We start from the raw sequence: 13,166 nt of genomic DNA, 5'->3' as shown, positions 1-13,166 counted from the left end.
AATTACTCTAAGAAATTGTCGTAAAGATAACAATGTCAGTTAAAAAAATGGTTTTTTACCCATTTATGGTCTGTTATCTGCTGTATGGGCATTGTCTCTGGTTATTATGTTGCAGGTTGGCAGACAGGGAAAAAGCACTCAAATAATCCCCTTTTATCCACTCATGATTTCCTCTTTTAATGTGGCTGGCTGACATAAGTCGTTTAGCTTTTTGGCTAGAGTTGAACGTGCCCCTGTGCTAGCGTTACCAGGCCTGCATATAATAAACAGACGCTTCGCGTACACTGACACAGACTGACTAATTATGATTGTTCGCCCACACCAACACTGGTTCACGCGGTTATTTGCGTGGCACGGTTCCGTGATGTCTAAAATATACTCACGGTTATTATTAAACTTGTTGTTATCCCTGGTATTGCTTGGGGTATATAGCTGGTATGAAAGCCTGCATGTTAAAATAACCCTCGCGCCGTTCAGCTTATTGGGCATTGCAATTGCGATTTTTCTTGGGTTCCGTAACAGTGCGTCATGGGCGCGTTATTGCGAAGCGCGCCAATTATGGGGCAGCCTGCTGATTAATTGCCGTTCACTAATGCGCGAAGTTATAACTTTATTTCCCGGCGACACTCACTACCCGCAAAGCCTGAAAAACGACTTGCTGGCATTTTGTTATTGCCTTAATTACCAGTTGCGCCATAAACCGGTAGAAGAGGTGTTACAACGGTTTGTTGAACCGCAGGTAGCCACATTAGTGAATGCCCAGCAAACCCCCTGTAACCGGTTGTTGTTAATCATGGGAGAGCGGGTGGCAGAAGCACGCCGCGCCGGGAAAATTTCCGATATTCTCTACCAGAACCTGAATGCGCACCTGAATCAGCTTTCTGGTATTTTGGGCGGCTGCGAACGCATCGCCAATACGCCAGTGCCGTTTGCCTACTCATTGATTTTGCACCGCACTGTCTACGCATTTTGTACGTTGTTACCTTTTGCTCTGATCAACCAGATCCACGTCTTTACCCCGCTGGTTTCCGTTTTTATCTCTTATACCTTTATTTCGCTGGATACTTTGGCTGAAGAGCTGGAAGAACCTTTTGGAACGGAAGCGAACGATCTCGCCCTGGATGCGATATGCAATACGATTGAAATTGAGCTGTGCCAGATGATCGGGGACAGCAATTGCCCAGAGAAAATGCATCCGGATAAACAACACCGACTGACCTGATTTCCCTATGTTTTGGCTGTAATTTGTGAGCAGTCGCCAAATTACATCGTGACGATAAAAAAATAAGTTACATGTTCTGCACCGGGTGCCGATAACCCCTTCAGATGTTATGAAGTCGTTATTGATCAATAACCAGTAACAAGGTGCAAATATGGGCTTTCTTAAAAACTTTACTATACGAGCCGTCATGTTATGGGTGCTCGGGCTTTTTTGCCTGCTGTGGTGCGGCGTGGGCGCGTACAGCGTCTACTCTCTTGACCAGCAGACTGAGGGGAATACCACAGGGCAGTTACTGGCGGATCAGATGAATGCGCTGAGCCGTGGTAATGATCAATACTTCCGCTTTATTACCCGCCTGACCCGTTTAATGGAAAACAAAGCTGAAGGCAAAATGCCGACAGAAGCCGATTTTGGGCCAGTCAAAGAGGCGCTGGATAACATGGCGCATCAACTGGCTGTCTTTAAACAAGGCGCGCCAGGGCCTATGGATAAAGAGACTTCCGATAAGGTGATTGACGCATGGCAAAAACTGTATGAAGCAGGCGTTGCGCCGCAAATGGAGCTGGCACGTTCTGGTACTGCGGATCAATACCGCAACCATGCGCATAACGTGACACCTGCGCTAAGCCGTGCCTTTGGCGCTGCGGCAACCAGTTACAATAAGGCCGCTGGTGCTCAGCTTGATGAAACACGCAAAGAAGTGGCTCACCTGACTTCGGTCACCAAAACCATCATTATTATTGCCGTGCTGATTGGCCTGGCGTTGTTGCTGTTTACTGACCGCTATTTAGTGCGCTTCCTGGTTAAACCGCTGGACCGCATTCGCGAGCATTTCCGGGTTATAGCCGAAGGGGACTTGAGCCAACCATTGGTGGATGAAGGGCGTAACTGTGTAGGAAAACTGGTGCCATTACTCAGTGCAATGCAGGACAGCCTGCGGGTTGCCGTCAGCGCCATTCGTTCGGGTACGGAGAATATTTGGCAGGGGGCGACGGAAATTGCCTCAGGCAACAACGACCTTTCTTCGCGCACTGAGCAGCAGGCCGCAGCACTGGTGGAAACCGCAGCCAGTATGGAACAAATCACCTCTACCGTACAACTCAATGCGGAAAATGCCAACCATGCCAGTGCACTGGCGCAGCAGGCTTCTGAAACTGCCAGCAAAGGTGGCCGCCTGGTAGGGGATGTGGTCAGTACCATGCAGGGGATTTCCGAAAGTTCGAAGAAAATTGCTGAAATCACCAATGTAATTAACAGTATTGCCTTCCAGACTAACATTCTGGCACTGAACGCAGCGGTTGAAGCCGCCCGGGCCGGGGAGCAAGGGCGTGGGTTTGCTGTGGTAGCCAGCGAAGTACGCAACCTGGCGCAACGTAGTGCCGGGGCTGCAAAAGAGATTGAAGCGCTGATCAGTGATTCGGTACAGCGTGTGGATAACGGTTCCCGCCAGGTAGATGAAGCAGGCAGCACCATGGGGGATATCGTTAAAGCTGTCTCTAATGTCACCGAAATAATGAAGCAGATAGCCAATGCTTCTGAAGAGCAGAGTAAAGGCGTGTCTCAGGTGGGCATTGCGATTACCCAGATGGATAGCGTCACCCAGCAAAACTCCTCACTGGTTCAGGAGATTTCGACGGCAGCAGCAGAACTGGAGCGCCAGACCGAAGGGTTACAGCGCTCTGTAGCGAAATTCCGCCTGTCTGCAGACCAGAGAGACAACGTTGGGCACCAGGCAAACCTGAGCCATTCTGCACCTAAAGCTGCACTCAGCTCACCGGTGAAGAAATCCAGCCGCACAGAAGTCAGCGCGGGTGGGGACTGGGAGTCGTTTTAACATAGCCAATTGCCGGGGAGCGGGGCTGTAATACGGCGCGTTCCCCGGTTAAATATACACCCGGCCTGAACAGACATTTTTGCGCAAAATTTTGTGGTTGTTTTACTTTATTTGTTCTCTGCCACTGCAGGGCAAAAAAATCCCGGCCAATGGCCGGGCAATTTTCACGGATTAATTTTTATGTTATTCGCTGGTATTGTAACCGATTTAAGTGGCTTGTCACCAAGGGCTACTTAAACTGGTAGTAGACTAATACTTTTTCATTACAATTATTTTTAGATTAAAATAGCACATATAGATAATATTAATTAATTGGCAGTATTTTCTACTGTTACGCATTGCAAGGTAACCTGCTGATAATTTCCTTTAAGAGCGCGATTCGTGGTGCAATGGACGCCTTTTCCAGGTATTCCTCGGGTGAATGGAAACCACCGCCTACTGGCCCCAGCCCATCTATTGTTGGGATCCCCAATGCTGCGGTTAAGTTAGCATCACTTCCCCCACCAACGGCTTGCCAGGTAATGGGTACGCCACAATGCTCACCAGCCTGTTCAATATGGTGCATTAACGCCTGGGTTGCTTCGCCTGGCATCATGGCGGGCTTATGGGCAAGACAATGGGCAGACAATGCCACGCCGTTATACCCCGGCTGGCTGCACAGTGTGAGCAGCGCATCTTTCACCCTTTCATAATCACTGTTTTCCCAGAAACGGACATCCACTGCCGCAGTGGCACTGGCGGCGACAATATTAGGTGCGTCCCCTCCACGGATAACACCCACATTCACTGTTGTGCCGGCATCTGAATTAGCCAGTTGGTTAACCGCCAGTACTGTATGTGCCAGTGCTGTAATTGCGCTGCGCCCTTTTTCTGGTTCATTCCCTGCATGCGCCGCGACACCGGCGAATTGTATTTCCCAGGTTGCCACGCCTTTACGCGCTTTGACCAGTGAGCCATCTGCCCGGGCTGCTTCGCACACCAGCACAACACGGGCGCGGCTTGCCAGTTCGCTCAGCCATTGATGAGACCAGGGAGAACCGATTTCTTCGTCCGGATTCATGGCAACGGCAATCGACAACCGTTCGTTGTCTGCTTTGGAAAGGTTATTCAGGGCGAAGAAGATGTTGACCAGCCCGGCTTTCATGTCGGAAACCCCGGGGCCATAGATTCGTGTGTTATCTTCGCTCATTGGGCGCTGAGCCGCGGTGCCTGGTGGGAAAACGGTGTCCATATGGCCAATAAGCAGCACGTCGTAGTGTGCCGGTTCATGCCGGTTAGTGACCAGCAGCCCAGGCCCACAGGCTTCATCCAGCTCTATTGTGCGGGTAAACCAGCCAGCCTCCTGCCACCAGGCACAAAGCCGTGCTGCTACTGTTGCGACACCTTGTGGTGTCTGGGTGCCACAATCAATATTGACCAGTTGGCTGAGCAGACTGGTGTAATGGTTCATATCCATATTCAGTATCCTTATCGTCAGAGAATGATGCGCATTAACCACATAGCGAGGAAGGCGTTAAGTAATGAGATGCCAATCATCAGCGGTATGCGCGCCGCGCGGGTACCAATTACCCCAAGAATACGGCCGAGATACTGTACCTGCGAACCCATCAGATAGATGGCGGGCACCAGAATCGCAATATGCTCACCGGCCAGAATACCGCGTTCAAACAGACCAATAAGCACACCAATGGCACCGCCCATCGACATCCAGGCGCCAATCAGAACCGCAGCGGCTTCACCAGGCAAACCGAACACCCCCATTACAGGTGCGAACACTTTGCCTATCAGAGACAAGGTTCCGGTAATTTCCAGTGCTTTTATAAGAATAAACGCCATCACCACATTTGGTAATGTACTGGTAGTGGCGACTGTCCAGCCTTTGCGGGCACCTTCAATAAAAATGTCTGTCACCATAGGGCGCGGGGTTGTCGACATTTTAGCTCTCCTTGCTGGTTAACGGTGGGGTTGCGGTTTTACCCCGGCGGGTAAGCAGGCACAGGCGCATTACATTTGCGCCGACAATTTTCATGATAAACATCACGGCAATACAGCTACCAATTGAGGCGGGAACGACTACCGAGCCGTCTGCTGCCACCAGAGCAAACAACACCGCACCAGAACCAAAAAAGTTGGTCAGCATGGCACCTGCTGAGAACTGAAACATCGCGAAGACATCACGCTCGTCCTCACTGATTTCGCCCTGTTCTGCGAGGTTGCGGGTTAATGACGCCCCGACATCAGTACTTTGCAGGCTGCCAATCAGTGCCAGCCCGGTATGGCCAGGTAAGCCGAGCAAGGGGCGTAACAGTGGGGTGAGTAAACGGCGGGCAGCGCGTAATGCACCGTAGTGCTCCAGGACGTTTATCATCCCCAGCGCAAACATCACGGCGGGGATCAGACCAAGAGCAAACAGGAAACCGTCCATTGCACCATGCCCGCCAACACCGCGAAAGCTTATAGTGCTGGTGGTCAGCGTGCCATCATTCAGTTGCGCACCAGAAACCACCCGGCCAAAGGCCCCGTTTAACGTAGTGAAATCAAAAATCCCGTACCAGCTGTTACCGCTGGCAATGCCGGAGAAAAATATCACGGCAAAGGCCAGTGCCAGCCAGGCACCTGGGGTCACTGCAGGTTCATCTTGAGTGGGGGAAACGGACATAAGGCTCCTTTATCTTTTCTCCATGTTGTGGAGCCGCTATTGTGGGCAGATAACCAGGAAACAAAATGACACAGGTCATGAATATTTTCATTTGTAACGTAATGAAAAGTAAGTATTTTTATTTTTTTAATTTAATGGTGTGAAGTGAAAGGTAATTCGATGAGTAACCTCGAAAAAGCTGAGGTTACCCCCGTTGCTAACCAAGAATATCGCCAATAGTTGGCGGGGTGTTGCAAAAACGGCAGGCCAGTTGAGCCATAGCAAGTTCGGCTGTTGCGACAGCATCACTCAACGCATTGTGTGCCGTGTAGGGAGGCAAGCCGCAGCGAGAGCGTAACGAGGCCAGGCGGTAGTCTTCTCTGCCATCCTGTTGCAGGCGTTGGTGCTGACGCCCCATTTCAAGTGTATCCAGCCAGATAACGGGCAGTGTATCCAGCCCATAGCGCGTCACCAGGTAATGGTTGATAAAACGGGCCTCGACCATTTTGCCATGTACCACGGCTACATGACCGGCCAGGTGGGTGAATAACCGCTCCATTGCTTCATCGATACCGGCCGCATTTTTCAGCATTTCCGGCGTAATATGCGTGAGAATGGCGGTTTGTTCTTTGATTTCAACTGAAGAGGCGACATAGTGGTGTTGTGCCTGATCCAGCGCTATTTGCCGGGCAACAACAGGCACAAAACCAATGCTCAAAATATGTGCCTGTTCGGCGTTCATCCCGGAGGTTTCAAAATCAAACGCCAGCCAGGGATAATTGTGCAACAAGGTATCTGCGCCAGGCAGGGGGGTATTCACCAGGCGCTGTAATGCCGGAGGCAACCCGCTAATTTGTTGCCAGCGCTGCTGTTGCTGGTGTAATTTGCGCAGCCCCAGAGCGGTGCCGGACCAGGGTAATTGCAGCTTCACTCTTTCACAAACCTCAACTTCGCGGCATCCTGCAAACCTGAAATTATCCGAAACGCGTCTTTGAGGTGTTTGCGCTCGAAACTGCCAAAATCTTGTGGGTTTATCTGGTTATCTGCCGGATGGCCCTGGCGAATTTGTTGGCACTGATGTAACAGGCGCTGGCGGGTCAGAAAATGGAAAGTGTCGATAATATTAGTACAGCTGTCCGGTGATAACAGGCCTTTATCCCTGGCGGCAATGAACCGGACTTCAGTGCGAGTTTCACTACAGCCTGCCGCCAGCGCATAAATACGGGCCAGGTCAATAATCAGCGTCAGTGCGTAACGTTTGATATTCAGGGTTTTGGTGTCTGAACCACTTTTTTCCAGCACCAGATTATTAAAAATCCCCAGTGGCGGGCTGGTCTGAACGGCATCACGGGTAAGTGCGCGTAAAAAGCCCGGGCTCTTTGCAATGCTATCGAGCAGCGTTTGCTGTACTGTTTCACACAAGGCAACATTGCCTGCCAGTGCCCGGGTTTCCAGAAATACTGTGGCATTGAGCAACTGGCTGTATTCGGGGTTGCGCACCCATTTTTTGAAATATTCCTGCCAGATATGCACTGGCTGGCACCAGCGGCGGGAGGCAGCCATATAGTTGCCAGTGCACAGTGGGTAACCACACATATCCAGCCCGTTGCTGACGTACATCGCCATGTGCATGAACCAAATAATGTCGCTTTCTGTTGCGGTGTCGGCCAGCACCAGCGCACTGTCCTGGTCTGACATCATGTGCACTTCGTTACGGGCGTGAGAGCCTGCCACCAGCCAGGCATATTCGCACGGTGGGGTGCCCAGATGCTGAATTGCCAGGTTTATCAGTTTGCGTGTGCAGGCATCCATAATCATGGTCATTACTAAATGCGTGCTCTCACTGTGCAGGTTGCCTTCCACCAGCGCTTCAAACACCGCCTGGCGTTCAACGGCCAGCGCAGCCAGTTCGTCAACCGTATTGCAGTGGTTAATCTTTTCAATCAGGAAAATAGCCTGTACCCGGTGATGCTGAACCAGATGCGAGGTGGTTAACAGCCCGACTGGCCGGTTCTGGTTGACCACGGGCAACCCGCGAATGCCGTGCTGCATCATTAATGCGACAGCCTGCATAATGAGTTCGTTCGGGCCAATAGTGACCGGGGAAGGTGTCATGACCTCTTTGACCGGGCGGCTGGCATCCACCCCTTGTGCGACTACCCGCAGGGACATATCCCGGTCAGTAATAATGCCCACAATCTGGTCATCTTCCATTACCACCGCCGTGGAACACCGGTCAACCCCGCGCATTTGCCAGGCAGTTTGCTGAATGGTGGTGTCTGACTGCACGACGGATATCACATCGCTCGCGACATCCGCAACTTTGCGAACAAACAACCCTTTTTCGTCATTTGACCAGACCACATTCATGGCTGAGCCCAGCCGCTCATGGGCGTTAATCGAAAAATGGGTGGCGTATTCCGGGTAGCTGTTCAGCAGGTTTTTCAACAAAGAATGCGGAATTTGATAGAGCAGGGTGTTTTGCAACGCTGTCACGTTATAGCAATCTTCCGGGTTGCCTGGTATGCCTTCGAGAAAGGTAAAGCCAAATAAATCTTCCGGGCCAAGGCGTGCCCGCAATACGCCATCCCGCCAGCGCTGTTCCAGCGCCCCGGTGCGCACCACATACAGCCAACGCTCTTCTTCACTGGCATCGAAAGGCAGGGTTTCTCCTGCCGCCAGGTAGCGAATACGCAAGTGGCTCGCAATGGTTTTCTGCGCACTGACGGGTAATGAATTCAAGGGGGATACTTGAGCGATAAACTCACTGATACTGGGCAGTACAATCTCTGACATAAGCGGCTTTCCTGTCGCAGAACGGATCCATTGCATAATGGAATGCTGTTTTATTTTGCGTCCGGACGCGCAGGAAGGCAAAAAGAAAAAGTGAATAACCAGGTCTGGGCAACGTTTTTCTGAATTTTCACCGGTTCAGTGAATGGGGATATCGCCGTACTGGCAGGAAATAAGAACCGCCTGCTCACCACCGCCCTGGATCCAGAAGGCAGTAACATCGCCCTGGTCGCTTTCACTTTCGCGCCAGGCGCGGATCCCTTTTTGGTTAAGCGTGGACATCAGTGCTTCCACCGTCACGCCATCAAGTAGTGATTGTTTGATTTGGTCCAACGGGAAAGGCAGAGCCTCTTCCGGAGAGCGGATAGCCACGGCGATAAGCTGCCGGTGTGTGGGTATTGACATAGCCAGAACCTGTTGAGGTGATTAATGGGAGCGCACTGGCACCAGGGTTGAACAATACGTACAGAGTAACGCTGCTAATTACTTAAATTTTAACGGTTTATGCCGCTAACGCAAGTTCGCCTTTAAACGGGTATAACCACCGTCACATAAAGGCGGGCAACAGACACTCCCGAAAGCACTATTATACCGCCGCTGAACCAGCCAGACAGGTTTTTTCACATAAATTGCAGGCAGGTACGTAAAACACACGAATGGTAAATCAAAAGGATAGCGGGATGGGGGATGAGTGTACCCGGTTCCCCCTGAAGGAAAACCGGGTAAGCGAAGTTTAGCGGCGCATGCCGTCTTGCTGGTTGCCGTGGTGGTAATCCTGCATCTGTGGGCCGCGGTTATCCCCCGATGAATGGTGCGGGTGGTGGTGGTGTGGGCCAGGCCAGATGCAACCGCTCAGACCAAGGGCTATCGCCAACACAGTGGCGCTTAACATCATTTTTTTCATGTTCATACATCCTGTTGTGTTCTGCGTTACAGCAGATTCTGCAAAGCGTATATGGCGTGCGGCCGGTGAGTGGAATCAAGTGCGTTCAAGCAGCACGGCATATAACGCGTTATTTTACGGTGATTTTTTGAAAAAGGAGTGGGGAGTAATCTGAACTTGAGGTATGAGAAATACGGGGATGATAATTGAACAGAATAAAAACGGCGCCTGAGAACCAGGCGCCGCGAGGGCTTAGAATTGGGTATTCATACTCATAAAGAAAGTACGGCCAGATTCGTTATAGGTTGCAGCACCTGCACCATACATATAGGAATTGGTGTTGCTGTTACCGGTGGTCTGCGCGTTACCGGAACGCCAGTGGCGTTTGTCAAACAGGTTATCCACCCCGGCAGTAAAGCTCAGGTTTTTATTAACATCCCAGGTGCCACTCAGGCCAATAATGCTGTAGGGGCTGACTTCGGTCTTTTCACTACCTGAAACCGACTCTCCCTGGTAGTTATACATCTTCGGTTTCTGGCGCCCGTACCAGGTGAAGGTGCTTTGCAGAGAAACATCGCTGCGTACCTGCCAGCTCAGTGTTGAGTTAAGGGTGAACTGCGGAATAATCGACAGGCGGTCGCCAGTTTCTTTGTTTTTACTCTGCAGCATCCAGGTCAGGTTATTGTTCCATGCCACTGTATCAGTAACAGGTACATTCACTGTCCCTTCCAACCCTTCAACTACCGCTTTCGGCACGTTTTCCCATTGGTAGATATTGGTGGAACCTGTGCTGCCAACGGCGGAATAACCGGCTTCAATCTTGTTACGGTAATCGTTACGGAACCAGGTTAACCCGGCCTGGTAGCCCATATGTTTAAACTCTAAACCAATTTCTTTGTTGATACTGGTTTCGGCTTTCAGGTCCGCATTCCCTTGCAGGTAGCAGGCTGTTGAGCTGTCCATACAACCCTGGCCTTTACTGTAGAGAATGTAGTTCGGGTTGGTCTGGTACAGGCTGGGTGCTTTATACGCGCGGGCAATGCCCAGTTTCAGCGTAAAGTCGTCGCTCAGCGCCTGAGACAGGTTCAGTGACGGGCTCCAGTTATTCCCCACAATGGTGTGATGATCAAAACGTAACGCCGGGGTCAGCATAGTGCTGTCAGTCAGCTCCATGTTGTCTTCGGCAAACAGCGAGAAGATCTCCGCACTGGAATATGGGCTGCGGTTGGTGCTGGATACACCATCAAGGCTGCCACCTGACAATGCCTGGGTATTCGACGCATTATCTTTCATCCGCTGTTGGTTCCATTCGGTACCCAGAGTCAGAGTCTGGTTGACCAGCAGGTTCAGCGGAATGTTCACTTCACTGTGCAGCAGGATATCGCTCAGGTCGATATCGACAAATTTGTTACTGGAGAATAACCCTTCGGTTCCGCCTGCCAGCCCTTCATTCAGGCGTGAGTTGCGCGTGTGTTCATACTGCGCCCAGGTGTTGGTGGATACGCCGTTATCCCAGGCTCCTGCCCAGGTCAGGGAGTAAGTCTGGCGGTACAGGCGGTTGGTTTTTTTTTCGTAGTTCTCTTTTACCAGCGCACTGGTATTGGTGTTCTGGGTGTCGCCTGCATACAGGTTGCCCTGGCGGCTGTAGCCAGATTCAAATGTCAGTGACTGCATGGGGGCGAACTGCCAGCGCAACTGACCATTAATGTCTTTATCGATGACACCTTCACGCCCGGCGGGGTAAGTACCGGCAAAGGTGCCAGTGCGGTTTTCTTCATGGCCCTGGTTGATGTCCCAGGCATCGGCCTGCGTCTTCGCCATGTTTCCCCACAGGCGGAAACTTACGTCACCACCAACTGGTCCGGTCAGGCTGAAGTTGGTTCGTTTGGTTGCGCCTTCATCTTTATGCTGTGGAACGTTGAAATAGGTGTTCCATGAGCCGTGCCATTCACTGGAACTGGGTTTGGTGATGATATTGACCACACCACCAGCCGCACCATTGCCGTAACGCGCAGCCGCCGGGCCACGAATCACTTCAATGCGCTCAATCATTTCTGCCGGAACCCAGTTAGAATCACCACGCGTATCGCGTTCACCACGCCAGCCCAGGCGCACGGAGTTGCGGCTGGTTACCGGTTTGCCATCTATTAGAATTAGTGTGTTTTCTGGCCCCATACCGCGGATATCAATCTGGCGGTTGTTACCACGCTGGCCGCTGGTTGAGTTACCCGTCAGGTTGACACCCGGCATGGTGCGGATAATTTCTGACACATCGCGCGCGGCGGGGTGTTTTTTGATTTCTTCAGCAGTAATGGTGGAAACACCCGGGGCCTGAAGGTTTTGCTCCGCTGCACTGACAACAATGGTGTCTTCTTGTGTCGTGCTGTCGGCTGCCGAAGCCGGAAGCGCAAAACCATAAATTCCCAGATGCACCAGCGTGGCCAGTGTATAGCGTTTTTTAATCATGTTGAGTTCCTGCTCGTCTCGCTGCCGGTACAGGCTCCGTCCCACGGAAACCGGGCAGCAAAATGCGTGAAAGTGCGCAGAGCGGCTTGTCTGGCAAAATCCGGCAGCCAGCAAGACGCCTTATTTTTTATAAGTGCTACAGGCACTGCAATTAGCAGCGAGCAATACGCTATTGCAAATAGAAATAATTATCAATAATGTTTTCATTATTTTTGCTATTTCGTATTTTTATTGAACGTTAATTGTTCTGAATCAAATAACTGGCAGGAATTAGTGGCCCTGCCTGCCACGGTTTACGTAACGTTTAGCAGGCGCAGGGCCGAAGGTTTAGCAAGGATTAGTGGGCGGGGAACAGCTTCGCTAAGGTGTCCAGTAAGTGGCTGGCACTGTAATAGTCCAGGCGGAAGTTATCCCCACCCAGGGCATAGACACGGTTAGCTTCAACTGCGGGGAGGTGGGCCAGTAGTGGGTTACTTTTTACCGAGGCCACATCTTTTTGGTTAGCGGCAAATAGCAAAAATGTTTGCCCCGATAACCCGACTACCAGGTTTTCGCCTTGTAACGGAATAATATCCTGGCGTTTGCCTCGCTGGCTGACCATACGCTGACTCTGGCCGGGTTCACTCAGGGTGAACCCCAACTGGGAAAGCAACTGCCCCTGGGCGGACACCGTTGTCCAGATATTCGCCAGTGAAGCGTGGGCATTCCACACCATGGCGTTTACGGGCTGAGGCGGCAATTTAATCGCAGATTTTACCTTTGCAAGGTGCGCATTGAACTGGGCAATACGCGCTTTTGCTTGCTGTTCGTGCCCGGTCAGTTGCCCCAGTTCGCTCAGTAATTCCTGCCAGCTTTGGTCACCATAGTTAATCACTATGGTTGGCGCGATTTTTGACAGCTTATCCCACTCAGCCATTGCTGAATCAAGGCCTGTCGCACTCACCAGAATCAGGTCCGGGTGCAGGGTGGCAATAAGTTCCGGGTTGCTCTCTCCCGGGGGAAGGGCCTGGACATTACGCTGAACAGCTATGTCTCCCCACTGGCGCAAAAAACCATGTTCATCAGACACTTTGTTGCCAGGCCTGGTTGTACCACTGGCAATGACTGGTGCATCCAGCGCCAGTAACGAACCCGTGAGCGTGACGCTGGTAGAGACAATGCGCAGCGGGGCTTTTGCCAGTGTATGAGCTCCTTTGCTGTCAGTGAATGTGCGGGGCCATCCACTGGCCTGGGCAGAGCAGGACAGCAGCACCATCAGGCAAGAGAAGAAAAGCAAGACAGGTTGTTTCACAATATCGCCATTCTATGTAATGAAAATTAATCTCATTTT

11 protein-coding genes are annotated in these 13,166 nt (G+C 51.5%); 2 read left to right on the top strand and 9 right to left on the bottom strand.

Annotated features, from left to right (window positions below; all coding sequences use genetic code 11):
- Window positions 1-304 precede the first annotated feature (304 nt).
- A complete protein-coding gene (locus DT73_RS13305; protein ID WP_036109655.1) occupies window positions 305-1,222 on the top strand; it encodes a bestrophin family protein in 918 nt (305 codons plus the stop codon).
- 151 nt (window positions 1,223-1,373) lie between these two features.
- Window positions 1,374-3,056, top strand: a complete 1,683-nt coding sequence (locus DT73_RS13300; protein ID WP_036109651.1) for a methyl-accepting chemotaxis protein — start codon at window positions 1,374-1,376, stop codon at window positions 3,054-3,056.
- Window positions 3,057-3,387: 331 nt separating this feature from the next.
- Here the strand turns inward: DT73_RS13300 and DT73_RS13295 are convergent, their stop codons facing one another.
- The 9 genes from DT73_RS13295 to fepB form a co-directional block, all read right to left on the bottom strand.
- On the bottom strand, window positions 3,388-4,512 hold the full coding sequence (locus DT73_RS13295) for a M20 family metallopeptidase (RefSeq protein ID WP_036109648.1): 1,125 nt from the start codon (window positions 4,510-4,512) through the stop codon (window positions 3,388-3,390).
- Between the two features lie 17 nt (window positions 4,513-4,529).
- The gene (locus tag DT73_RS13290) at window positions 4,530-4,991 is read right to left on the bottom strand and encodes a YjiG family protein (protein WP_036109644.1); all 462 of its coding nucleotides are present in this window, start codon (window positions 4,989-4,991) and stop codon (window positions 4,530-4,532) included.
- Between the two features lies 1 nt (window position 4,992).
- Window positions 4,993-5,715 carry a nucleoside recognition domain-containing protein gene (locus DT73_RS13285; RefSeq protein WP_036109641.1) on the bottom strand — a complete coding sequence of 241 codons (723 nt, stop codon included), beginning with the start codon at window positions 5,713-5,715 and terminating at the stop codon, window positions 4,993-4,995.
- A gap of 196 nt (window positions 5,716-5,911) precedes the next feature.
- A complete protein-coding gene (locus DT73_RS13280) occupies window positions 5,912-6,625 on the bottom strand; it encodes an exonuclease domain-containing protein (protein ID WP_051691375.1) in 714 nt (237 codons plus the stop codon).
- Window positions 6,622-8,490 carry a putative nucleotidyltransferase substrate binding domain-containing protein gene (locus DT73_RS13275; RefSeq protein ID WP_036109638.1) on the bottom strand — a complete coding sequence of 623 codons (1,869 nt, stop codon included), beginning with the start codon at window positions 8,488-8,490 and terminating at the stop codon, window positions 6,622-6,624. The genes DT73_RS13280 and DT73_RS13275 overlap by 4 nt, the downstream gene beginning before the upstream one ends.
- A 135-nt stretch (window positions 8,491-8,625) precedes the next feature.
- Entirely contained in the window at window positions 8,626-8,892 is a 267-nt protein-coding gene (locus tag DT73_RS13270; RefSeq protein WP_051691374.1) for a hypothetical protein, read from the bottom strand.
- A 328-nt stretch (window positions 8,893-9,220) separates the two neighbouring features.
- Window positions 9,221-9,391, bottom strand: a complete 171-nt coding sequence (locus DT73_RS26475) for a hypothetical protein (RefSeq protein WP_160173970.1) — start codon at window positions 9,389-9,391, stop codon at window positions 9,221-9,223.
- A 231-nt stretch (window positions 9,392-9,622) separates the two neighbouring features.
- The gene (locus DT73_RS13265) at window positions 9,623-11,836 is read right to left on the bottom strand and encodes a TonB-dependent siderophore receptor (RefSeq protein WP_036109634.1); all 2,214 of its coding nucleotides are present in this window, start codon (window positions 11,834-11,836) and stop codon (window positions 9,623-9,625) included.
- Between the two features lie 337 nt (window positions 11,837-12,173).
- Complete coding sequence (fepB, locus tag DT73_RS13260) at window positions 12,174-13,091, bottom strand: Fe2+-enterobactin ABC transporter substrate-binding protein (RefSeq protein ID WP_152552528.1); 918 nt, start codon at window positions 13,089-13,091, stop codon at window positions 12,174-12,176.
- Window positions 13,092-13,166 lie beyond the last annotated feature (75 nt).

The organism is Mangrovibacter sp. MFB070, from assembly GCF_000705335.1.
Taxonomy (GTDB): Bacteria; Pseudomonadota; Gammaproteobacteria; order Enterobacterales; family Enterobacteriaceae; genus Mangrovibacter; species Mangrovibacter plantisponsor.
Note: the sequence above shows the minus strand (reverse complement) of the source record. Positions and strands in the feature narration are given on the sequence as shown.

Bases quoted from the DNA above. Each gene is read 5' to 3' on its own strand.
- DT73_RS13305 (WP_036109655.1), top strand. From the start codon at position 305: ATGATTGTTCGCCCACACCAACACTGGTTCACGCGGTTATTTGCGTGG.
- DT73_RS13300 (WP_036109651.1), top strand. From the start codon at position 1,374: ATGGGCTTTCTTAAAAACTTTACTATACGAGCCGTCATGTTATGGGTG.
- DT73_RS13295 (WP_036109648.1), bottom strand. From the start codon at position 4,512: ATGGATATGAACCATTACACCAGTCTGCTCAGCCAACTGGTCAATATT.
- DT73_RS13290 (WP_036109644.1), bottom strand. From the start codon at position 4,991: ATGTCGACAACCCCGCGCCCTATGGTGACAGACATTTTTATTGAAGGT.
- DT73_RS13285 (WP_036109641.1), bottom strand. From the start codon at position 5,715: ATGTCCGTTTCCCCCACTCAAGATGAACCTGCAGTGACCCCAGGTGCC.
- DT73_RS13275 (WP_036109638.1), bottom strand. From the start codon at position 8,490: ATGTCAGAGATTGTACTGCCCAGTATCAGTGAGTTTATCGCTCAAGTA.
- DT73_RS13270 (WP_051691374.1), bottom strand. From the start codon at position 8,892: ATGTCAATACCCACACACCGGCAGCTTATCGCCGTGGCTATCCGCTCT.
- DT73_RS26475 (WP_160173970.1), bottom strand. From the start codon at position 9,391: ATGAAAAAAATGATGTTAAGCGCCACTGTGTTGGCGATAGCCCTTGGT.
- DT73_RS13265 (WP_036109634.1), bottom strand. From the start codon at position 11,836: ATGATTAAAAAACGCTATACACTGGCCACGCTGGTGCATCTGGGAATT.
- fepB (WP_152552528.1), bottom strand. From the start codon at position 13,091: ATGGTGCTGCTGTCCTGCTCTGCCCAGGCCAGTGGATGGCCCCGCACA.